This is a genomic window from Streptomyces sp. NBC_00872, assembly GCF_045161915.1.
Lineage (GTDB): Bacteria > Actinomycetota > Actinomycetes > Streptomycetales > Streptomycetaceae > Streptomyces.
Genome location: NZ_CP108806.1, coordinates 3027279 through 3050453, shown reverse-complemented (window position 1 = coordinate 3050453; position 23175 = coordinate 3027279). Strand labels below are relative to the sequence as shown.

Genomic DNA, 23175 nt, shown 5'->3' with positions numbered 1-23175 from the left:
GCCCGTACGGACCGTACGACCGGACCGTACGAAGCGGGCCGTACGAAGCGGGCCGGGCGGGTCGAGTCGTACGGGTCAGGCGTCGAAGACCTCGCTGGCGAGCTGCTGCTGCTCCGCCTGGTGACGCTTGGCCGAGCCGACCGCGGGCGACGAGGAGTGCGGGCGCGAGATACGCCGCAGCCGCTCGCCGTGCGGGACATCGGCGCCGACCGCCAGGTCCAGATGGTCGATCAGGTTGAGCGCGATGAACGGCCAGGCACCCTGGTTCGCCGGCTCCTCCTGTGCCCACAGGTACTTCGCGGCGTTCGGGAACTTGGCGATCTCGGCCTGTAGTTCCGCTCCCGGCAGCGGGTACAGCCGCTCCAGACGCAGGATCGCGGTGTCCGTGATGCCACGCTTCTGCCGCTCGGCGTCCAGGTCGTAGTAGACCTTGCCGGCGCAGAAGACGACCTTGCGCACCGCGTTCGGGTCCACGCTCGTGTCACCGATCACCGGGCGGAAGCCGCCGCTGGTGAACTCCTCCGACTTCGAGGCCGCGGCCTTCAGACGCAGCATCGACTTCGGGGTGAAGACGACGAGCGGCTTGTGGTGCGGGTTGTGGACCTGCCAGCGCAGCAGATGGAAGTAGTTCGACGGCAGGGTCGGCATGGCGACCGTCATGTTGTTCTGCGCGCACATCTGGAGGAAGCGCTCCGGGCGCGCGGACGAGTGGTCCGGGCCCTGGCCCTCGTAGCCGTGCGGCAGCAGCAGCGTGACGCCGGAGGTCTGGCCCCACTTCTGCTCGGCCGAGGAGATGAACTCGTCCACGACCGTCTGCGCGCCGTTGACGAAGTCACCGAACTGGGCCTCCCACATCACCAGCGCGTCCGGCCTGGCCAGGGAGTAGCCGTACTCGAAGCCCATCGCCGCGTACTCGCTGAGCAGCGAGTCGTAGACGTTGTAACGGGCCTGCTCGCCGGTGAGGTACTGGAGCGGGGTGTAGTCCTCGCCCGTCTCCTGGTCGACGAGGACCGCGTGGCGCTGGCCGAACGTACCGCGGCGGGTGTCCTGGCCGGAGAGCCGGACCGGGGTGCCCTCCATCAGCAGCGAGCCGATGGCGAGGGTCTCGCCCATGCCCCAGTCGATCGTGCCGTCGTCCACCGAGGACGCGCGGCGCTGGAGCTGGGGCAGCAGCCGGGGGTGGACGGTGACCGAGTCCGGGATGTTGACCTGCGACTCGGCGATCCGCTTGACGACCTCCTGCGAGACCCCGGTGGTGACGGAGACCGGGAACTCGGCCTGGGCGTCGGGCACCTGGGCCGGGGCGGGCTGCGAGGTGGCCTCGCGGACCTCCGCGAAGACCTTCTCCAACTGGCCCTGGAAGTCCTGGAGCGCCTGCTCCGCCTCTTCCAGCGTGATGTCGCCGCGGCCGATCAGCGACTCGGTGTAGAGCTTGCGCACCGAGCGCTTCTTGTCGATCAGCCGGACCATCTGCGGGTTGGTGAACTGCGGGTTGTCGCCCTCGTTGTGACCGCGGCGGCGGTAGCAGATGAGGTCGATCACGACGTCCTTGTTGAACGTCTGGCGGAACTCGAAGGCGAGCCGCGCGACGCGGACCACGGCCTCCGGGTCGTCTCCGTTCACATGGATGATCGGCGCCTCGATCATGCGGGCGACATCGGTCGCGTACATGGAGGAGCGGGAGGACTCCGGGGAGGCGGTGAAGCCGACCTGGTTGTTGATCACGATGTGCACCGTGCCGCCGGTGCGGTAGCCGCGGAGCTGCGACATGTTGAGCGTCTCGGCGACGACGCCCTGGCCCGCGAAGGCCGCGTCGCCGTGGAGTGCGAGCGGCAGCACGGTGAAGTCCGTACCGCCCTTGTTGATGATGTCCTGCTTGGCGCGGACGACACCCTCCAGGACCGGGTCGACCGCCTCCAGGTGCGAGGGGTTGGCGGTGAGCGAGACCTTGATCTGCTCGCCGTCCAGACCGGTGAAGGTGCCCTCGGCGCCCAGGTGGTACTTCACATCGCCGGAGCCGTGCATCGACTTCGGGTCGAGGTTGCCCTCGAACTCGCGGAAGATCTGCGCGTACGACTTGCCCACGATGTTCGCCAGGACGTTCAGCCGGCCGCGGTGGGCCATACCGATGACGACCTCGTCCAGCCGCGACTCGGCGGCGGCGTCCAGAACGGCGTCGAGCAGCGGGATGACGGACTCGCCGCCCTCCAGCGAGAACCGCTTCTGGCCGACGTACTTGGTCTGGAGGAACGTCTCGAACGCCTCGGCCGCGTTCAGCCGGCGCAGGATGCGGAGCTGCTCCTCGCGCTCCGGCTTGGCGTGCGGGCGCTCCACGCGGTCCTGGATCCACTTGCGCTGCTTGGGGTCCTGGATGTGCATGAACTCGATGCCGGTGGTGCGGCAGTACGAGTCGCGCAGCACGCCCAGGATGTCGCGCAGCTTCATCATCGACTTGCCGGCGAAGCCGCCGACCGCGAACTCCCGCTCCAGGTCCCACAGCGTGAGCCCGTGCTCGGTGATGTCCAGGTCGGGGTGCTTGCGCTGGAGGTAGTCCAACGGGTCCGTGTCGGCCATGACATGGCCGCGCACCCGGTAGGAGTGGATCAGCTCGAAGACCCGCGCGGGCTTGGTGACGTCCTCGTCGTGCGAGGCGTCGATGTCCTTGAGCCAGCGGACCGGCTCGTACGGGATGCGCAGCGCCTGGAAGATCTCGTCGTAGAAGTCGTTCTCGCCGAGGAGGAGCTGGCTGACGATCCGCAGGAACTCGCCGGAGGCGGCGCCCTGGATGACCCGGTGGTCGTAGGTCGAGGTCAGCGTCATGACCTTGGAGATGCCCAGCTTGTTCAGGGTGTCCTGCGACGTGCCCTGGAACTCGGCCGGGTAGTCCATCGAGCCGACGCCCATGATGACCGACTGACCGGGCATCAGACGCGGTACGGAGTGGACCGTGCCGAGGCCCCCAGGGTTGGTCAGCGAGACGGTGACGCCCGTGAAGTCGTCCATCGTCAGCTTGTTGGCGCGGGCGCGGCGGACGATGTCCTCGTACGCCTGCCAGAACTCGAAGAAGTTGAGCGTCTCGGCCTTCTTGATGCCGGCGACGACGAGCTGGCGGTCGCCGTTCGGCTTCACCAGGTCGATGGCCAGACCGAAGTTGACGTGCTCGGGCTTGACGAGGGTCGGCTTGCCGTCGCGTTCCGCGAAGGAGTAGTTCATCGACGGCATGGCCTTGAGCGCCTGCACCATCGCGTACCCGATGAGGTGCGTGAAGGAGATCTTGCCGCCGCGCGCCCGCTTGAGGTGGTTGTTGATGACGATGCGGTTGTCGAAGAGCAGCTTCACCGGGACGGCGCGCACGGAGGTGGCCGTGGGCAGTTCCAGCGAGGCGTTCATGTTCTTCGCGACGGCGGCCGAGGGGCCGCGCAGCGTCACGTACTCCGGGCCCTCGGCGGCCGTGGCGGGCTTCGCCGGGGCCGGAGCGGCCTTGGCGGCCGGGGCGGCGGCGGGGGCCGCCGGAGCGGCGGGTGCGGGCCGCGCGGGCGCGGCGGGAGCCGCAGCCGGGGCGGGGGCCTGCCGGACGGGGGCTGGAGCCGGAGCCGGGGTCACGGGCGCGACCGGCTGCCGGGGGGCGGCGGGCGGCGTCACCGGAGCCGGGGCGGCGGCCCTCGCCGGGGCCGCGGGCGCGGCCTGGGCCGGGGCGGCCGGGGTCACCGCGGGCGCGGTGCCCTCCATGGGATCGCCCGCCGTGCCGGAAGTGCCCGGCTTGTAGTCGGCGAAGAAGTCCCACCAGGCACGGTCGACCGAATTCGGGTCCTGGAGGTACTGCTGGTAGATCTCGTCGACGAGCCACTCATTGGCTCCGAAGGCAGCGGCAGGGTTCTTGCCCTGCCCGTCTTCGTCGGTCGAGATGCTCGCGTTACTGGGGGACTGAGACGACACGGCGTGAACCGCCCTCTTCCGCTTCACAAGGTGATGGACAGCGGGAATCAAGGCTACGCCTACCAGGGCTTCAGGTGCAGGCCGGGCGTGCCATCGTCGTGCAAGTCACATCCGAAGGCGGGTTTCGGCGGCTGAAATGGCGGGAAACAAGCGGGGTTCCATGGCGTCGGGCAGCGTCAGGGCACACAACGGCCGGATGACGGCAGGGCCACGACCCGATGGCCGGCCTCTGTCGACAGGTCTCCGTCCGTCTCCGCCGGCCTCTGCCGGGCCTCGCCCGGTTCGTGTCCCGGCGTCCCGGCGCGCGTCATCGGAGATCGTGCGTCAACAGTGCGAAGCGTACGTCAACCGTGCGCTCGGGTTGTTCCTGGAAGAGTGACGCGTATCAGACATCCGCGAACCGATTCGGCCACCCCGATCCGGCCGCCGTGCAGATCGACCGCCCAGCGCGCGATCGCCAGTCCCAGGCCCGTACCGCCGTCGCTGCCGGGGCCGTGCGGGGACGGCGCGGTGCCCCGGTTGAAGCGCTCGAAGACCCGGTGCCGCTCCTGCTCCGGAATGCCGGGACCCTCGTCCTGGACCTCCAGTTCGAGCGACTCGGACCCGCCGCCGCGCCGGGCGCGTACGGTCACCCGGCCGTGCGGCGGGCTGTGTTTGACGGCGTTGTCGATGAGGTTGGCGACGACCTGGTGCAGCCGCTCCGTGTCCGCGTGCGCGGTCAGTTCGGGCGGCGAGACATCCAGATGCAGATGTACGTCCGTACGGGAGTGATTGCCGGAGCCGGAACTCGTCGCGCGTTGCGCGGCGGCCAGATTGGCCTCCTTGAGCACCCCGGAGAGATACGGCCACACCTCGAAACGCTGGGCCTTCAGCGGTACGACGCCGTTGTCCAGCCGGGACAGGTCGAGCAGTGTCTCCGTCAGCCGGCCGAGCCGCTCCGTCTGGCGCAGCGCCGTCAGCATCGTCTCGTTGTCGGCGGCGGACACCCCGTCCACGACGTTCTCCAGCACGGCCCGCAGAGCCGCGATCGGTGTGCGCAGCTCGTGCGAGACATTGGCGATCAGCTCCTTGCGGTGCCGGTCCTCCGCCTCCAGGTCGTCGGCCATGCGATTGATCGTGGAGGCGAGGTCGCCCAGTTCGTCCCTGCGGTCGGCGCCGCTGACCCGGCGGGTGTAGTCGCCGTGCGAGATGCCCTTGGCGACGGTGTTCATCTCGTCCAGGGGCGCGGTCAGCCCATGGGCCACGAACTGGGTGATCAGCAGGGTGGCGATCACCGAGAAGACGGTGATGAAGCGCAGCTCGGTATCGGTGCGCAGGGCCACCATCAGCAGACCGGTGGTGATGAAGACGGAGACGACGACCAGGGTGCCGAGCTTGGCCTTGATGGAGAACGGGCGCAGGCCCGTGCCCCCAGGACCGCCGGCGGGCGGGTCCGTGTGGTGCGTGCCTCTGCCCGGGTGCGTGCCTCTCCCCGGGTGTGTGCCTCTGCCCGAGCCGCCGGAGCCTGGCCGGCTCATGGCGCGGGGGTCTCCAGCGCGTATCCGACGCCGTGCACCGTACGGATCCGCTCGGCGCCGATCTTCCGGCGCAGCGCCTTGATGTGGCTGTCGACCGTACGGGTGCCGGAGGCGTCCGCCCAGTCCCACACCTCGGCGAGAAGCTGCTCCCGGGAGAGCACCGCGCGCGGGGTGTTCGCCAGACAGACCAGCAGATCGAACTCGGTGGGGGTGAGATGCACGTCCTCGCCCCGCACCCGCACCCGGCGCTGCGCGTGGTCGATCTCCAGCTCGCCCAGGCGCAGGATGCCGCTGCGCGGGGTCACCGCGGCGAGCGCCGCGCGCTCCACCCGGCGCAGCAGCACATGCACCCGGGCCGCCAGTTCCCGCATGGAGAACGGTTTGGTCATGTAGTCGTCGGCGCCGACCCCGAGGCCGACCAGCATGTCGGTCTCGTCGTCGCGGGCCGTCAGCATCAGCACCGGCACCGGGCGCTGCGACTGGACCCGGCGGCAGACCTCCAGGCCGTCGAAGCCGGGCAGCATCACATCGAGGACCATCACGTCCGGCTGCCAGGCCTCGGCCGCGTCGACGGCCGCCGGGCCGTCCACCGCCGTCTGCACCAGAAATCCCTCGGCCCTCAGCCGCGCGGCGATGGCGTCGACGATCGTCGCATCGTCCTCGACGACCAGGACCCGGCGCTGGGCGCCGGGCGTGGCCGCGACTCCGTTGTGGCTGGTGTGTGTCTGCTCCATCGCCCCGCCCCTGGTACGCGTTCCGCGATCCTTGTTCCCGCGATCCACATTCCCGATGCGGATGTGGATCGATGTGTGTGTGGTGCAGCGTAGAGGCAGCGGGAGGTTTCCGGCTACGCAGTGCGAACAGCGAGATGGACCACGTCGGGCAGGCCCCGGGCAACCCGGATCTCTTCCTCCCGTACCCCGGTGAAACCGGCATTCCGCAACGCTTCGCCGAAGACGGGCGACGGCCGGGCCGACCATACGGCGAGCACACCGCCGGGTTTCAGCCGCGCGCGGCAGGCGGCCAGCCCCTCCGCCGAGTACAGATTCCCGTTGCCCTCGGTCACAGTCCAGTCCGGTCCGTTGTCGATGTCGAGGCAGAGCGCGTCGTAACGCTCCGTGGCGGTGTGCACGTACTCCACCAGATCGGTGTGGAGGATCGCGGCCCGTGGATCGGCGAGCGCGGCGCCCGAGATCCGGTCGAGCGGACCCTCGCGATGCCAGTCGATGACGGCCTGCTCCCGCTCGACCACCACGATCCCGCCCCAGCGGGGATCGGCGGCGGCGTGCGCGAGGGAGAACCCCACCCCGAGCCCGCCGATGAGGACGGACGGCCGCGGGTCGGGCGTCTCCGGTCGCGGTGCGGAACGTGCACCGAGGAGCGTGGCCAGCGCGGCGTCGACCAGCAGACGCTCGGACCGGCCGTCCGAGGTGTCCATCAGGAAGCACCCGTTGGCGATGATTTCCAGCCGTTCGCCGCGCTGTCGCAGCACGATCTCGCCGTACGGTCCGTCGCGGCGGTCGAGGGTGACGGGAGCGGAGTCCGGACCGGGGACCGAGGAGCGTACGGAAGTGGCGGATACAGGCATGCGGACCTCTCCGTCGGTGGAAGACTTGGCCAACATCCTGGTGCGAAGGGAGGACCGGGACAAACCGTTTCCACCCCGCGGACCCCGGCCCCGGCCCGCGCGTGCGGAACCCGGCCGCGGATTCAGCGCCCCTCGGCCCGCGCGCCCCGCCACGCGTACAGCGCCGTGCCACCCCCGTACGCGAGGGCCGCGACCGCCCATGCCGCGCCCTGCGGACCCGGCTGCATCGCCCACGCCCATACGGAGGCGATCCCGCCCGGTGTCCCCGGCGCCGCCAGATACACGCCGCTCAGATAGACCGTCGTCGGCAGCCAGCTCAGCCGCGCCCCGAGCACGGCCGCCGCGGCGGCCGTGACCCCGGTGGCGCCGAGGAGATTGCGGACCATCGCCGGGGCCCCGAACTCATCGGGACGGCCGGGTACGGCGAGCGCGAGCAGCAGGGCCGCGAGCACGGTCAGGAGCCCGAGATGGGCCAGCCGCCGGGGCCACCAGGGGCGTACGGCCGTACGGTCCAGCTCGTCGCCGTACGTGTACAGCCCTGTGCCGATCGCCCCAGCCGTGATCAGCGGAGCCAGCACCACGACCGGGATCCGGGCGGTGTGGTCGAACCGCGGCTGTGCCTGGAGCCAGTACGCCGCCCACCCGGCGGCGAGCGCGGTGCCTATCAGCACGGCGAGGGTGGCGGGAAGGACACGGGAGCGGGCATAGAGGCGCGCGGGGCGGAAGGCGGGGGCGCCGGGGGCGCCGGGGGCGCCGGAGGGCATGGTCACGGGACCGGCACCTCGTCGCAGTCGTCGGCGGCGAGATAGCGGGCGAGATAGGCGCGGCTCCGCTCGGCGTCCATGGCCTTCAGCCGTTCGAGGAGGGCTTCGGCCTCAGGCCACCGGAAGTCCTTGCTCGGGGCGAGCCATTGACGTACGGCCACGTCGACGGCGGCCCGCTCCCCCTCGGAGCCATCGGAACCGGTCCGATCGCAGTCTCCGTGGAGGAGAGCGCCGACCGCCCAGTTCGCGTAGTACGCGGGATCGGGCAGCCTGTCGCGTACGGCCAGGTCGGCGGGGCCCAGCAGCCGCACTTCCCCCGTCCGGAGCGTATGCGGGTCCTCGATCCAGCGGGCGGGCGCGCCGGGGACCCCGCGCAGTCCGGCGTTGGCACCGGCGAGCGCGGCCGAGACCGCGGGCAGCAGTTTTCGGTTGACCGCCGTCACGCACACCCGCGGAACGCCGTCGTCGCAGACCAGCCGGGCCGCTTCCGGGTCCGGACGCCACACGGCGTCGCCGGTCCGCGCGATCGGGACGGCCGCGGCGACGGCGAGGACGAGGGGCACCAGCGCGACGGCACGGCGCCGGGCCGCGTAAGCCAGAAGCGCGGCCACCGCGAGACCACCGGTCCAGACCGCGCTCGCCGGTCCGAACCACCACACCGGCCGGTCCCAGAGAAAGAAATGGTCGATGCCCGGATCGAGCCACCGGGCGTTCGCGTCGGTGTACATCGGCATGGCCAGACCGACATAGGTGACGACCGCGAGCGTCGGGGCGGCCAGGCGCCAGGGGACCAGCCGTCCGGCCACGAAGCCCAGCACACCGAGGGCGGCGATGGCCACCGCGTCCGCTGCGATCAGCGACACGAACGGAGGAGGCCCGCTCGCGTACGGCCAGGTCGCCAGCAGACACCCGCTCGCACCGAGGAGGTATCCGATGAGCGGCCAGAGCGCGGCCGGCGCCAGGGCAGGCAGTGTCCGGCGTAGTCGGGTGCGGGGGAACGAGGTCCACAGGTCGCCGGTCCCGCGCCGCCGCTCCCGGCCGCCCTGCCAGCAGCCGACGGCGACGGCGACGGGCCCGCCGAGCAGCAGTCCCACGACACGCAGCAGATCAGTGGTGTCCGTCCAACGCCCCTGCCATTGCGGCACCTTGGGATACATGCTGACCCAGATGGTCAGGGCGACCGCCGCCCCGGCCCAGGGACCGATGCCTCGCAGCAGTTCGGTGCGCACGGGCCGGACGGACCGGAGGCGTGCGGGGACGCGGTCCTCCCGGGCGTCCGGGGCGGCGTGGCCGCGCGGGACGCGGGAGGTGTCGAGGGCGCTCATCGAGTGCCCTCCTGGGCGGTCCCGGAAGCGCCGGCCCCGGAGGCGGATCCGGCCGCGGTCCCGGCCGGGGGTCCGGCCGTAATCCCTGACGAGGATCCGGCCGTGGCGCGCCGCGCCCGGATCGCCCGTACCGCCGCCGTGTAGCCGCGCTCGATCGGGTTGTCGCCGGGCTCGCCCGTGCCGTCCCCCAGCGCGGTCAGCTCCGCCGTCGTACCGCGGAACGCGATCCGCCCCGATTCCAGCAGCGTCACCTCCGAGCAGGCCGCCGCGACATCCTCCACGAGATGGGTGGAGACGATCACGGTGGAGTCGGCGCCCACCTCCCGGAGCAGTTCCCTGAACTCGACACGCTGTTCCGGATCGAGTCCGGCGGTCGGCTCGTCGAGCAGCAGAAGATCAGGCTCGTTGACGATCGCCTGGGCGATTCCGACCCGGCGCACCATGCCTCCCGACAGGGTCTTCACCTTGGCGTCGATACGGTCCATCAGCCCCACCCGGTCGACCGCGCGCCGCACGGCCCCCGGCACCTGGGGCGCGGGCATCTCCTTGAGCCAGGCCACATACGAGACGAACTCGCGGACCGTGAAGCCCGGGTAGTAGCCGAACTCCTGCGGGAGATAGCCGAGCCGCCGCCGTACCGCCGCGCGGGGCCCGTGCTCGGACACATCCCGGCCCAGCAGCTGCACCCGCCCCTCGGCGGGTGCAGCGACCGTCGCCAGCACCCTGATCAGGGAGGTCTTGCCCGCGCCGTTCGGACCGAGCAGTCCGTGCACGCCGGTGCCCAGGCCGAGATCGACCGCGTCGAGGGCGACCGTCCTGCGGTGTCTGACGGTCAGCCCCCGTACCGCTACCGTGTCCGTCGCTTCCACGCGTGTTCCCCTCTCACTTCTGTCACTTCCATGGCGCTTCTCCGCTTCTCCGCCGTGCCTCTGCCGTGTTTCCGCCGTCTGTTTCCTGTGGCGTTCGCCCGTCCTCACGCGCGCCCCGGGGCACCGAGGGCCGGGCGGTCGAAGGACCGCCGCCGCAGGGCCAGCAACCCGGCGCACACCACGGCGCCGGCGGCCCAGCCGCCCTGCGCCTCGGCGCCGGTGAGACAGCGCGTCAGATACGCGGACAGGTCGGCCACCGGGAACGGCCCGACCTCCGCGCCGCCGTCCCGGCGCGCCGTCGCCAGCAGCGATCCGGCGATCGCCACCCCCCACGCCGCCCCCACCGCCCCGGCCGCCGTACGGCAGCCCACATAGGAGCCGAGCACAAGCGTGGCCAGCGTCAGCGCCAGGGCGGGCAGCAGCCAGGCCGCCGCGCCCGGCACCTCCATCGAGGACAGCGGGGACAGCGAGGACGCCGACGGTGTCGGGGACGCCGGGGACGCCGAGGACGGCAGCAGTGCTCCAGCCAGGGTCAGCAGGGGCAGGCTCACGGCCAGGACCGCCGTCGTACGGGTCAGCAGCAGCCGCAGTCCGCCGCCCGGGGTGGAGGCGCCGATCTCGTACATCGGGTCCGCGTGTTCCCCGTACGACACTGCCACCCCGGCCAACGGCAGCAGCGGTGCCAGCGCCAGCAGCAGGGGGCGCGCCCCCGCGAATCCGGCTCCGTACGCCAGCGCGACCGCGCCGGCGGCCACCAGCACCACGGCCACCAGCCAGGAACCGCGCAGCGCGGGCCCCGCCGCCCACAGGACACGGGCCGTCAGCCCGGTCCGCGCGGCGGGCGGCGCGGACCGGACCGCCACGGCCAGCACCGCTTCCCGTACGCCGGCGAGCACCGGCCCCGCGGCCCCCCGGCGTACCGCCGCCGACACCAGGACGGCGCACGCGCCGCATGACTCGATGTGCTTCTCCAGCGACCACGCGTCGGGCTCCGGTGCCGAACCCGCGGCGTACCGGACGGCCAGCGCGTCGTCCACATGCCAGGCGCTTGTGCCGGGCTCGCCGCCACGCCCGCCGCCGCGTTTCCGGTCGTGGTTCCCGCCGTACTTCCCGCCGTGCTTCCCGATGGAATTCATGCCGTGCCTTCCGTGGGCGTGATCCGGTCAAGCGCGGCTCGTAGTTCCCTGCGGGCTCGCGTCGCACGGGACTTGACCGTGCCTTCCGGTATGCCGAGGAGCTGAGCGGTCTCGCGGGTGGTCAGTCCGTCGACGACCGTGGCGCGCAGCACCTCGCGCAGTTCGGGGGAGATCCGGTCGAGCGCGGTGCCGACGTCGCCGTACTCCAGTCCCGCCAGCACCCGCTCCTCGGCGGAGGGCGCGAGGGGACGCGGCTCGTACGCCGGCTCCGCCCGGTCCCCTCGCCCGGCGCGGGCCTGTGCGCGCTGGGCGTCGACCAGGCGCCGCGCGGCGATCACCCACAGCCAGCCGCCCGCCTCGCCGCCGTGATGGGCCGCGGCCGAGCGCCATACGGTCACGAAGGTGTCCTGGAGGACTTCCCTCACGGTCTCGGGGTCCTGGCACCGCCGTGTCAGCCGGGCCAGCAGCCAGCCGGCGTGCCGGTCGTACAGCAGGGCCAGCGCTTCCGCGTCCCCTCCGGCGACGGCGCGCAGCAGCGCGCCGTCGTCGCGGTCACCCCCCATGGGGCGGAACAGTCTCACGCCTCTCTATCGCCGGCACCGGCGCCGGCGGTTCACGGCCCGCCGGAACCGGATCGCGCGGGGAGGGGCCGCGGGTGAGGGGCCCGCGGGGAGCTCAGGTAGGGAGGGGTACGGCCGCGACGATGCGCTGGAGGGCGGGTACGGGCTCCGCGTCGGAGATCGCGACCTCGTGGTCCGCGTGGTTGATGGCGTAGATGAAGGCGTCGGGGGCGGGCCGGTCGAACATCACGCGCGGGAGCCGCTCCATGCCGGACGCGTCGAGAGCCCGGCGCAGTTCGGTGAGTTCGGCGGGGCGCAGCTGTCCCGAGCCGGTCTCACGGCCGGAGGACAGGACGGTGTACGCCCCGTCGCTGTTCACCTTGACGCTGTCGTGACGGCCCGCGATGCCGCCGGACCTGGTGACGATGACGAGGGTCTCGTCGGGCGCCGGGGAGGGGGAGCGGGAGGGCGTGGCCGACGCGGGAGGAGACGTGGGCGGTGCCGTGGACACCGACGCGGAGGGGGGCGCGGGGACCGTCGGGGCGGCCGGGCCGGTCGTAGCGGCAGGCGGGGCGTCCGTACGGTCGGTACCGTTCCCGCCGCACCCCACGAGCAGCAGCGCCGGCACCGCCGCCGTCAGCAGCGTGCCCGCCAGGGCCCGTCCTGTCCGTCGCGATCCCAGTCGCAGCCGCATCTGGCCAACTCCCGTCCGCCGCCCGTATCCCGGCACCCCGGCACCCCGGCACCCCGGCACCCCGGCACCGAGCATGCCGATGGTGTCCCTCCCGGCAAGCTCTGCCCCGCCGCGCCGCCCATCACGCACGCGCGGCGACGGCGACGGCCGCACCGACAGCCGGGAGCCCCGGAGCCGACGGGGGTCCCGCGCCGACGAAAGCCGGGAGCCGACGGGGGCCGGGAAGCTGTGGCGGTCCCGGCGCGTTGAGCGCACACCGCCCTTCACGAGGGCCGTTTCCCGGGGGGAGGGGGGCTGTCCGGTGAAGTTTGTTGTTGCATCGTCGCCTACCGCTGGGCTGGTCGATGAACGAATCGATTGGACTCACACTCTGAATCTGTGCAAGTGCTTCTTGCGTCTTCGGTCCGGCGGGAGAGAGGCGCAGGCTTGAACGCCGAGGATGGAGTGGGTGACCCACCATGTTGATGCGGTCGTCGGAGAAGTGGTGTTGAGCAGAGGCCTACCGGGGCTATACCGCCGTGGCTGCCTGCCTTGTTTGTCCACAGGCCCGGCAGGGGCTCTGCGCGATCGATAAGGTGCGTCACACTGCCAAGCGGGTCCAGTCGGGAGGAACAGTGCAGCACGCTGGAGGATCGATGGCCGAGGGAGCGAGGTCGGCGACTCCCGCCGAGGTGTTCCGCCACATGGAGACTTCCTATTCCCCTCGGTCGGCGGGACGTCCGCGCAGCATCCATGAGGGCTTCTCCGTCCTCGACTTCGAGCTGCGTTTTTTGGCGCTTCTGGCGGCGGCGACTGTGCGGGCAGCGGGACGGGCCCCCGCGTTGGTCGGGCGCTCCCCGGGCCTCGGTGAGTGGACGGCCTATCTACGGCGTGTCGGACAGCAGCTGGACGAATGTCCGACGGTGCCGGCCGACCGCGTGGGCCGGGCCGTCATCAAGGTTCTGGAACTCTACGATCAGGGCTTTCCAGGAGCGCCCAGGGAACTGCGCGACCTCAAGCGGCTACGCGACCACATCAGCCACGGGGGGCCGCTGCCCTCCGGAGAAAATGAGTTGGCAACGCTGGACCACCTGGTTCAGGCCATCGCCGACGCGGTCACGGAGTCTCTCGATGAGGCCGAGTTGTCAATTGAGGAGGGTGAGTCGGGGGACCAACGGCCGTCCTTCGTCTGGGACGGGGACAGGGTGTTGCTATGGCCGTTCCTATTCATGAAGCCGAGCGGTGTCTGGCACCTCTTCTCCAAGTTCGCCCGTGTCCAGCCCAGCTTCCTCTGCTTCGGCGGTGGATCGGTGAGCAGTTCTCCCTCAGATGAGGCGATTCGCACGGCACTTCACCCTCTTCTGAAGGCGAAGACGGCGGACAACGGCACACTGGTGTACTTCATCAAGGACGTCGAACAGGATCTTCGCGGCTTCGCCGATGATGACTCTGAGCCCGTCTACGCTGACCACGAACAAGGCTTCGAGTACTACTGGGATAAGGCGACCGGTGAGGGCACGGGAACCCAGCCTCGGCGTGACTACTTCCGCCTGGGCCCCGACAATGCCCGGCAGTGGCGCGCGAAGTCCGGTTGGGTCCCGTACTCGGACTATCTGCGTTCACTCGCCAACTGGCAGGTGGTCGCTACTCGTCTGCGGCAGAAGCTGGAGCAGATGGAGAGCAAAGTGGTGGCCGAGGAGTACGACACGCTGGGCTGGGTGTCCCGGGAGCACGGCACGACGCGGATGAGCAAGGTCATCGTCTCCGACATCGACGGCAGCCAGACAGAGCCCGCCCGCACCTTCGCCGAACTCGTTGACGGCATTGACCAGGACCTCCAGGCCAACCGCGGCCAGACACAAGTGGTCTTCATTAACGGCGAGGCAGGCATCGGCAAGACACGGGCGATGCTCGACGCAGCGAAGACCCGTGCCCAGGAGGTCGAGCGGGCGATGTTGGCGGGTGAATCGTCGAACCAGGCATTGTTCCTGTACGTCCGTTCCACCGGCCAGGTACTCGACAGCCTCCGCACCGTGGTGGACAGCGCTGTCGCATCGACCCGGAACCTCACAGACAGAGGTGTGAAAGCCCTGTGTCGCAATGGGCTGATGACCTTGCTCATCGACGGGTTTGACGAGCTGCTCGGCGGGGTGGGGTATAGCGACGCGATAGGGTCATTACGTCCCTGGCTCGACGAACTCGGTGGTCGGGGCGTAGTGGTGGTGTCCGCGCGTTCCTCCTACTACATGGGGCAGTACCGCTCCAGCGTTGAGCGCGCCAATGAGCAGGGGCTGCCCTTTGTGCGACACCGAGTCGCAGCCGTGCAGCGGTGGTCCCCGGAGGACATTGAGGCGTTCCTCGACGAGTACAAAGTGCCGCGCGAGAGCCTGGGGAAACTGTCTGAATACGACCGCCAGCTGTTGGGGCTCCCGTTCTTTGCTCATGCGTTCGCGGAGATGACGCTCAACCCGAACGATGGCGAGATTGAGAGCAACACACTTGCCGATCGACTGCTCGACAAGTACGTGGCGCGCGAGGAAGGAAAACTGACGGGACAGGGGGACACCGCCCTGATGAACCGTGCCGAACTGCGACGCATGTTTGAGTACGTCGCAGAATTCATGGCGAGCCACGAAGAGCGCGAGGCGGACATCAATGAGCTTCAGGACGCCGCCGAGTACGCCATGGACAGCGAGCTGTCCAGCCGGCGTCACCTCAAGCAACGGTTGCCTGTGCTCTGCGGACTCGCCGCTGCCTCGGACGATGCGTCAGTCTCCCGTTTTCGTTTCCAGCACGAGCTGTTCTTCGATCAGTTCCTAGCGGGCGCCGCAAGCCGTTACCTCCTGGACGGACACCTTTCTCTGTTCCAAGCGATGCTCAAACAGTCCCCTTGGCGGTCGGCCACCGTGACGGGAGTTGTTGCTGCGGCCGGAGAGGAACGTGTTGTCCAGGCCATCACGAACTTCGCGCCACAACTCCAGAACGCGGAGAAACAGCAGATCGAGTCCACTGTCGCGGCCACCAACCTGGGCGCCTTGTGGGCGGCTGTCATCAAGGACACGGGCCGTATTCCTGGTACAGACGTGCTCAATGCCGTGTTCACGGACGGGCTTGACCTCTCACAGATGCAGGGAGTGAATGCGCGCATCATTGGATGCGAGGTCGACGGGCTTGTTCTGCCTGCGGTGGGGGGGTGGTCTCTGATGCTGAGGAACACCGTAGTCAAGAAGATTAGGGTGAGCGGTGCGCCCTCTGATCTGGCCGGACTGCGAGGTGTACGCCACTCTGGCCTGGTTGAGCTGCTGCTTCCGAACGAACTCCTGTACCGCAAGGAGCACATCCTTGAAGCGCTGCAACGCTACGGAGCCGAGGTCGTCGACGCTGTGGATAGGCATGACGACCTGCCGCCCACCGAGGCGCTTGCTGCTCGCCACTATCTGACGACGATGGTGCGGCGTGTAGAGAAGTCCGTCATTCTCCGCAGCGACCACCAACCGGAGGACAACAGGCTGAAATGGACCCAGGAATACGGTCCGGACATTTGGAAGAGGTTCGTCGGCGAGCTCGTAGCCTCGGGGCTCGCTGGGAACGAGAACTTTTCGGCGAGCGGGGAGCGCAAAATCCGGCTCCGACTGAAGTGCAGCCCAGCCGCGATCCTCGCCAACGACGGAACGCGCGTCGGAACCCAGGAATTCTGGAATCGACTTGAAGGGATTCCCAACTAGGTGGAGAAGTCTCGTCGGTGTCGCTTTCGTTAGCGAACAGGTTGACGTCCCGATGATCACACGTTTCCGCTGGTCGTATTGGACTTCGGGTATCGTTCCACGCCGTACTCGCAACGGCTACTGGCTCTCATCATTTGGTGCTGTGACGCGGTTGCTTGGGAACTTCACCCAACCCGTCAATGGTGCCTCGCCGCCGGTGGAATGGGTTGAAGGCCGGTCAGCGAACGTCAGGACAGTGGCTGTCTGGTGCCGCAGGAGGCTGCATGTGGAGGCGGCCGTGGCCAGCGGGATGAAGGTTTTGTCCGGGCGGTCGGCGCGGGAGTTGTGCAGATCAATCTTGAGTTTTCGGAGGGGACGCCTGGTTCTCTTCACGAATCCCGACAGCAGATGTACGGCACTGCCCATGGAATGCGAAGTCAGTCGACCAACTCGCGCTCACCTGCACCGACTACGTTGAATGGCAAGCGATCACTTCGAGTGCGACGCGGGCCGCACCCTGGCAGAGTTCGGCCCGGTCGGCTCGTTCGTCCATACCGACGGCCACCTTGACGGCTCGCAGGCCGAATCTGGCGGACTGTGCAGGCGTACCTCAGAGGTCGCGCGGCTGCCGCGCACTGCGCTGTTGCTTTCGGTACCAGAACGAGTCCTCAAGCGTGAGCTGCCACCACGTCAGCCACGTCTAGGGGAGCGGATGTCGGTGCGGCCGGGGGGAAGAAGTAGTCTTCGAGCGCGGTTCCGCCTACGGACAGATGACCGTCGGCGCTGGCGGTCAGGGTCGGTGACCGGGAACAACGCGGTCCGCGTCTGCACCATGAAATCCCCCGCAGGATGACTCCGCCGTACAAGGGCGAAGAGAACACGGTACCGCCGCGCACCGTGCTGCCGCCCCGGGATTTGCACGCCGGTGCCTCGCCACCGGTCGATTGCACCGGGGGAGAAGGGGGCGGTCGGCAGCGGCCGGAACTGGGAGCGCTTGAGCACCTTCGTGGCGTACTGCCGGAGGTGGTCTTCCTCTGAGCCGGTGAAGCCATGGCCCAGCGCCTAGACAGCTTTCATGCATGGCCCGGTTGCAGAGTTCGCCGTCCCGGCTCTGACCAGGGCGGCTTGCATGACTTGGGAGTGTTTCTGCCAGGCGGCTGTCACCCGGCCGGTGGGCGCTTCACGCGAACGCGTGACAGACCGCCTCGGACGCCCCTGCGTCCCGAAGCTGCGATGCCCTCACCCTGTCCCTCACCGACCTGCTGGCCGCGCTGCTGGTCCTCCGCAAACTGCGCGACGACTTCACCACGGCTGAGGGGCTGCTGGTTGAGCCCGCCCGGAAGGAGGACGTGACCTGGGCCCGGATCGCCCCAGCTTTCTGTACCGCAACTACTCGCACCCATAACCGCATAGGACGCCCGATTGTCCTTCGCGTTTTGAGTCTGCGAGTGGGGTGCCTGATCTGTGGCTCGCAGGCTTCGTGCGGTCAGGACGACGCTCCGTTGTCCACAAGCGAGGGACGAATCGCTCTGATCACCAACGGCGGTTGCAGGAGCGGAATCCCACGAGTGCCACCGCGGCCTTCTCAGCTCGCGGCGGGATGCCCTCATGCCAGCGCTTGATCGCCCGGCCCAGTGTCGCCGCGCAGCCGTCGCACACTACGTGCGGCATGCGTGGAGGGGAAGGTTTGGGAGAGCGTCATACGCCAGTGCCCCCTTGTGGCGAAGCACTTGTCAGTGGCAGTCAATAGTGTGAGGCAACGGGGACTGGACGGCCAGGAGAGGGGGGAACGTATGCTGCGCTCACTGGGGCAAGGGCAACCAGGGGGGGGCGCCCATGGCGCAAGCTGTGAGGAGCGGCATAACCGAGCCTGTCGATCGACGCACGTTTACCACCTGCATGGAGCAGCTCCAGGAGGGCTACATGCAGAGCGTTGCCGCGACCGCTGGCTGTCTTTTCATCAAGCAGGGCCGAGACATGTTCGGCGCTGACGCCATGCTGGTGCGTACGTCCTCCGACCCGCTGGGGGAGGAGGCGAGCTTCTACGTTCAGATGAAGAGCACGACCCAGATAGTCGTCGACGGCAACACAGAGTCGTTTCGTTATCGCTTCGAGAAGCGCGAATACATGGAGCGTCTCGTACGCCCTCGCTTGGGCATGAAGTCCCTCTTGGTCGTCATGGCGATACCCAAAGGGCAGGCGGAGTGGACACGGACAGCCCACACGCACTTGGAGGTCATGCAGGCCTGCTACTGGATGAGCCTTGAGGGGATGACAGTCCCTCCGGCCGAGAAACCGTCCGTCCGCATTCCCACTGCCAACCTCTTCAACGCTGAGGCACTGACCGCCATCATGGGGAAGATCGAGAGGGGTGAGTCGCTCCATGCCTGACTTGGCGTCGACCGAACTCGATCTGTGGCGCGTCGATCCGACGCGGCTCACCACTCTCATGACCGAAGCAGGCTGGACACTCGTCGGCCGGCGCCGTGGCATCTACAACCGGCTCGCCCCTCCTGGCCAGCCCGACGCCCGAGCCGGATCATTCGTCGTACCGCTGGACCGTGAAGCGCCGGAGTACATCGAGGTCCTGCAAAGTCTGCTCCAGCAGGTCAGCGCTCCCAGCTATCGAAGTCTGTGGGCCCGGTCGATCGCTCCACGGCTCTTCACCGACCCTACGGACGAGTTCCGCTTCCGCAGGGAGGCGGCCTTCCCGAGTGGCCTCATTCCCTGGCGGGAGGGCGAGCGGCTCATCTCATGCGCACGCCGCACTCTGGTCGCAGGTGCCAAGTCGTACATCGACCAGACGCGGCACTTCGGCAACCGGCACGGCCAGTTCGCCAACCGCTACCTTGACTCGGTGCTTATGGGACAGACAGAGCCAGGCAGCTACATCGTCAAGGCTTTCGCGCCATCGGCAACGACCGTACCGCTGCGGAAGCTCTCTGCTGCGTCACCGGCCTTGGATGTAGGGGCGGCGGTAGGACCGCACGGTCGGGATGTGAGCCAGGCCGTGGTGAGAGCCCTGTCTGCGACTGTTGAGGCCATCGACCACTACCGCTCCAGCGGATCACTCACAGGCTTCGACGTAGGCGTGCGAGAGGGAGTCTCATACGAGATGGCGACTGCGATCCTCGGCATCGCCGAACACTCCGATGGCTCGGATATCACCGTCGAATGGGACACGTCCGTGCCTGGAGGCTTCGAGGAACCTGTATCGCGATACGAGTTCTCCGGTGGCGATGCCTCCATCCTGGAGAAGGCGGCACATCGTTTGGCCGCGGCGGAGGACTCCGGCTTTGTGACGGTGACTGGTCGGGTTCACCTGCTGGCTCGCAAGGAGGCCGACGGCCCAGGCGTCTTCGGCGTTGAAAACGTCATGGGCGGACAGCCTCGAAAGGCGCGTGTAAGGCTGGCGGATGAGGATCAGTACCACGAAGCCATCCATGCGTACGAGGAAAACCTCGCCGTTCAGGTCAACGGCCGGCTGGAGCGTGAAGGTAATCTGCACTGGCTCTACGACGCCAGTGTTGTGCGCACGGTCGGTCACTTGGACGCCCTGATGCACATTGGCGCCATGGAACAACCGCAAATCACTCAGGGGCAGATGACTATCGATGACATGGATTGAGGATCGACCCATTCCTGAAGCTTAGAAATGGGTTGTATGAATGGCATCGCTTAGGCATGCTGTCTTCCTTGAGAACGTTTAGCAGTTCTCAAGGCTGCTCTGCGAGCGCATATTGGAATATGTCGCCGCAGGGCGCTTCTAGATCTTCCTGTGCTCTCGTGCAGTGATGGTCTTTATTTGTTCGTCGATGTGTGCGCTATGTTAGATAACGCCGTCGAACTTCTCGTAGGCGGGAGTCCATGCGCGTGTGAGGGCGGGTTGCGGTAGCCCGCCAGCCAGCGCGCATTTTCCCACGCGGATCGGGTCCGGCATGCCGATCAGCCGGAACTCCCCCAGAGGGTCACAGGCTCTCTGCGTCGCCCCGAACTTCACCCAGTCCCGTGGCTTGCGCCGGTCCGCCGGGCGGCAGTCGACCACGATCGCCGAACCGTCCTGGTGACGGGCGAAGTAGCTCGGAACATGCGAGAACCCCTCGCCGTTGTCCCAGGAGCAGAGTAGCCAGAACGGCTGGGACGACATCCCGACCACCGTTGACAAGCGCGCCGTACTTCCGACCCGCCCGGATTGATGTACGTGACCTCGAAACCCTCGGTAGGAGAGTTTGCCACCCCGCCGGGTACAGCACGTAGTCCCTGGTTCACGCCAAGTTAGCGGTTTGTGTCTCGCAAAGTCACCTCGGATCTCGCAAGATCCCTCGCAAGGTTCACCGCTAGAGGACAGTGGCAGGGCGATCGCTCAGAGCGAACGCGGCCGGGGGAACATCCTGGGACTCACAAGCATTGAGTCGGTATAGCTCAACTTGACTGCCGAAGGGGAGATCATGGCTGCCATGTCCACACCGCTCACGCTTCCCGTGCTGCCGCTCGACGACGAGGTCGTGCTGCCCGGCATGGTGGTGCCTCTTGACCTGTCCGACACCGAGGTCCGTGCCGCGGTGGAGGCCGCTCAGGCCGCCGCGCGCGCCGGCGACGGTGGTACGGGCAAGCCGAAGGTGCTGCTCGTGCCGCGCATCGACGGGACCTACGCCGGGATCGGTGTGCTGGGGACCGTCGAGCAGGTCGGCCGGCTCTCCGACGGGGACCCCGGCGCGCTGATCCGCGGCCGTGGCCGTGTGCGGATCGGCGCCGGTACGACCGGGCCCGGCGCGGCCCTCTGGATCGAGGGCGTGAGTGTCGACGAAATCGTCCCCGACCCGCTGCCCGGCTCGGTCACCGAGCTGGTCAAGGAGTACAAGGCGCTCGCCACCGACTGGCTGAAGAAGCGTGGCGCCTGGCAGGTGGTGGACCGCGTCCAGCAGATCGAAGAGGTGTCCACGCTCGCCGACAATTCCGGTTACTCACCCTTCCTCTCCACCGCCCAGAAGGTCGAGCTGCTGGAGACCACCGACCCGGTGGCCCGGCTGAAGCTCGCCACCGAGCAGCTCCGTCACCACCTCGCCGAGCAGGATGTCGCCGAGTCCATCGCCAAGGACGTCCAGGAGGGTGTCGACAAGCAGCAGCGCGAGTTCCTGCTCCGGCGCCAGCTCGACGCCGTGCGCAAGGAACTGCGCGAGCTGAACGGCGAGGGCGACGAGGACGAGTCCGGCGACTACCGGACCCGTGTCGAGGCGGCCGATCTCCCCGAGAAGGTGCGGGAAGCCGCGCTCAAGGAGGTCGAGAAGCTGGAGCGCGCCTCCGACCAGAGCCCCGAGGGCTCCTGGATCCGCACCTGGCTGGACACGGTGCTGGAACTGCCCTGGAACGAGCGCACGGAGGACGAGTACGACATCCGGGGCGCGCAGAGCATCCTCGACGCCGAGCACGCGGGCCTGGAGGACGTGAAGGAACGGATCACCGAGTATCTGGCCGTGCGCAAGCGGCGCGCGGACCGCGGTCTCGGCGTGGTCGGCGGCCGTCGCGGCGGCGCCGTGCTGGCCCTGGTCGGTCCGCCCGGTGTCGGCAAGACCTCGCTCGGCGAGAGCGTGGCGCACGCGATGGGCCGGAAGTTCGTCCGGGTCGCGCTCGGCGGCGTACGGGACGAGGCGGAGATCCGCGGCCACCGGCGTACCTATGTCGGCGCGCTGCCGGGCCGTATCGTCCGGGCGATCAAGGAGGCCGGTTCGATGAACCCGGTCGTCCTGCTCGACGAGATCGACAAGGTCGGCTCCGACTACCGCGGCGATCCGGCCGCGGCGCTGCTCGAAGTCCTGGACCCGGCGCAGAACCACACCTTCCGCGATCACTATCTGGAGGTCGAACTCGACCTGTCCGACGTGGTGTTCCTCGCCACGGCGAACGTCCTGGAGGCCATCCCGGAGGCGCTGCTCGACCGTATGGAGCTGGTCAGGCTCGACGGCTACACGGAGGACGAGAAGATCGTCATCGCCAGGGACCATCTGCTGCCCAGGCAGCTGGAGCGCGCGGGTCTGGAGCCCGGCGAGGTCACGCTGGCGGACGAGGCGCTGCGCAGGCTGGCGGGGGAGTACACCCGGGAGGCCGGCGTACGGAACCTGGAGCGCGCGATCGCCAGACTGCTGCGCAAGGTCGCGGCCGAGCACGAGCTGGGCGACCGTGAGCTGCCGTTCACCCTCGGCGCCGGCGATCTGCGCGGGCTGATCGGACGGCCGCACCATGTGCCCGAGTCCGCGCAGGACCCGGCGGAGCGGCGTACGGCGGTGCCGGGCGTGGCGACGGGCCTCGCGGTGACCGGCGCGGGCGGTGACGTCCTCTATGTGGAGGCGTCGCTGGCCGACCCGGAGACGGGAGGATCGGGGCTGACCCTGACCGGGCAGCTCGGTGACGTGATGAAGGAATCGGCGCAGATCGCGCTCTCCTTCCTCCGCTCGCGCGGCGCGGAGCTGGAGCTGCCGGTGGCCGATCTCAAGGACCGGGGCGTGCACATCCACTTCCCGGCGGGCGCGGTCCCGAAGGACGGACCGAGCGCGGGCATCACGATGACGACGGCACTCGCCTCGCTGCTGAGCGGGCGCCTGGTCCGTACGGACGTCGCCATGACGGGCGAGGTCTCGCTGACCGGTCGTGTCCTGCCCATCGGCGGCCTCAAGCAGAAGCTGCTGGCGGCCCACCGCGCGGGCATCACGACGGTCGTGATCCCCAAGCGCAACGAGCCCGACCTCGACGACGTCCCGGCCGAGATCCTCGACAAGCTCGACGTCCACCCGGTCACCGACGTCCGCCAGGTCCTGGACCTGGCCCTGTCCCCGGCCGAGGTCCCGGTCGCGGCAGCCGCCTGACCGAAAACCGCCACGAACCCGCCACGAGTACGAACCCGCTACAAGCACCGCACAAGCGCCCGCGGCCGGAACCCACACCAGGGCTCCGGCCGCGGGCGCGCCATCCGCGTCTCGTAACGCAGCCGCTGACGGCGGACCGCCGTGGGCTTCTCGCGAAAGGGGACACGGCGCCGCGGACCGGTCCAAGGGCAAGACCGTGTGGCTCGCCTTCAAGATCGCGTCCGCTCCCGCCTGGTTACGCTC

General features: G+C 68.9%; 16 protein-coding genes. 4 read left to right on the top strand and 12 right to left on the bottom strand.

Features of this window, described 5'->3' with window-relative positions; translation table 11 throughout:
* Positions 1–75: 75 nt before the first annotated feature.
* From OG214_RS12905 to OG214_RS12860, 10 genes are all read right to left on the bottom strand, one after another.
* Positions 76–3936, bottom strand: coding sequence for a multifunctional oxoglutarate decarboxylase/oxoglutarate dehydrogenase thiamine pyrophosphate-binding subunit/dihydrolipoyllysine-residue succinyltransferase subunit (locus OG214_RS12905; RefSeq protein WP_405984820.1), 3861 nt, complete (start codon positions 3934–3936; stop codon positions 76–78).
* Between the two features lie 344 nt (positions 3937–4280).
* Positions 4281–5336, bottom strand: a complete 1056-nt coding sequence (locus OG214_RS12900) for a HAMP domain-containing sensor histidine kinase (RefSeq protein WP_363080361.1) — start codon at positions 5334–5336, stop codon at positions 4281–4283.
* Between the two features lie 113 nt (positions 5337–5449).
* Positions 5450–6187 carry a response regulator transcription factor gene (locus tag OG214_RS12895; RefSeq protein ID WP_066948181.1) on the bottom strand — a complete coding sequence of 246 codons (738 nt, stop codon included), beginning with the start codon at positions 6185–6187 and terminating at the stop codon, positions 5450–5452.
* A gap of 113 nt (positions 6188–6300) precedes the next feature.
* Entirely contained in the window at positions 6301–7041 is a 741-nt protein-coding gene (locus OG214_RS12890; protein ID WP_405984819.1) for a spermidine synthase, read from the bottom strand.
* Between the two features lie 122 nt (positions 7042–7163).
* The gene (locus OG214_RS12885; RefSeq protein ID WP_405987489.1) at positions 7164–7805 is read right to left on the bottom strand and encodes a hypothetical protein; all 642 of its coding nucleotides are present in this window, start codon (positions 7803–7805) and stop codon (positions 7164–7166) included.
* Positions 7806–7807: 2 nt separating this feature from the next.
* Positions 7808–9130: a hypothetical protein gene (locus tag OG214_RS12880; protein ID WP_405984818.1), complete on the bottom strand. Its 1323-nt coding sequence runs from the start codon at positions 9128–9130 to the stop codon at positions 7808–7810.
* Entirely contained in the window at positions 9127–9999 is an 873-nt protein-coding gene (locus OG214_RS12875) for an ABC transporter ATP-binding protein (protein WP_405984817.1), read from the bottom strand. The genes OG214_RS12880 and OG214_RS12875 overlap by 4 nt, the downstream gene beginning before the upstream one ends.
* Before the next feature lie 104 nt (positions 10000–10103).
* Complete coding sequence (locus OG214_RS12870) at positions 10104–11135, bottom strand: zf-HC2 domain-containing protein (protein WP_405984816.1); 1032 nt, start codon at positions 11133–11135, stop codon at positions 10104–10106.
* Positions 11132–11698 (bottom strand): RNA polymerase sigma factor, encoded by a 567-nt coding sequence (locus tag OG214_RS12865; protein WP_405984815.1) that lies wholly within the window; start codon positions 11696–11698, stop codon positions 11132–11134. Before OG214_RS12865 ends, OG214_RS12870 begins: the two co-directional genes overlap by 4 nt.
* A gap of 112 nt (positions 11699–11810) precedes the next feature.
* Positions 11811–12389 (bottom strand): hypothetical protein, encoded by a 579-nt coding sequence (locus OG214_RS12860; protein WP_405984814.1) that lies wholly within the window; start codon positions 12387–12389, stop codon positions 11811–11813.
* A 683-nt stretch (positions 12390–13072) separates the two neighbouring features.
* Between OG214_RS12860 and OG214_RS12855 the strand changes: the two genes are divergently transcribed.
* Positions 13073–16093 (top strand): NACHT domain-containing protein, encoded by a 3021-nt coding sequence (locus tag OG214_RS12855; protein ID WP_405984813.1) that lies wholly within the window; start codon positions 13073–13075, stop codon positions 16091–16093.
* A 1512-nt stretch (positions 16094–17605) separates the two neighbouring features.
* Here OG214_RS12855 and OG214_RS12850 read toward each other — a convergent pair.
* Positions 17606–17743 carry a hypothetical protein gene (locus OG214_RS12850; RefSeq protein WP_405984812.1) on the bottom strand — a complete coding sequence of 46 codons (138 nt, stop codon included), beginning with the start codon at positions 17741–17743 and terminating at the stop codon, positions 17606–17608.
* Between the two features lie 165 nt (positions 17744–17908).
* On the opposite strand from OG214_RS12850, the gene OG214_RS12845 reads away from it, so the two are divergent.
* Together OG214_RS12845 and OG214_RS12840 are read left to right on the top strand one after the other, a co-directional pair.
* Positions 17909–18463 carry a DUF4365 domain-containing protein gene (locus tag OG214_RS12845; protein WP_405984811.1) on the top strand — a complete coding sequence of 185 codons (555 nt, stop codon included), beginning with the start codon at positions 17909–17911 and terminating at the stop codon, positions 18461–18463.
* Positions 18456–19700, top strand: a complete 1245-nt coding sequence (locus tag OG214_RS12840; protein WP_405984810.1) for a hypothetical protein — start codon at positions 18456–18458, stop codon at positions 19698–19700. Before OG214_RS12845 ends, OG214_RS12840 begins: the two co-directional genes overlap by 8 nt.
* A 201-nt stretch (positions 19701–19901) precedes the next feature.
* On the opposite strand, the gene OG214_RS12835 is transcribed toward OG214_RS12840, so the two are convergent.
* Entirely contained in the window at positions 19902–20219 is a 318-nt protein-coding gene (locus OG214_RS12835; protein WP_405984809.1) for a hypothetical protein, read from the bottom strand.
* Between the two features lie 301 nt (positions 20220–20520).
* On the opposite strand from OG214_RS12835, the gene lon reads away from it, so the two are divergent.
* Positions 20521–22932 carry an endopeptidase La gene (lon, locus tag OG214_RS12830; RefSeq protein ID WP_405984808.1) on the top strand — a complete coding sequence of 804 codons (2412 nt, stop codon included), beginning with the start codon at positions 20521–20523 and terminating at the stop codon, positions 22930–22932.
* Positions 22933–23175: the final 243 nt, after the last annotated feature.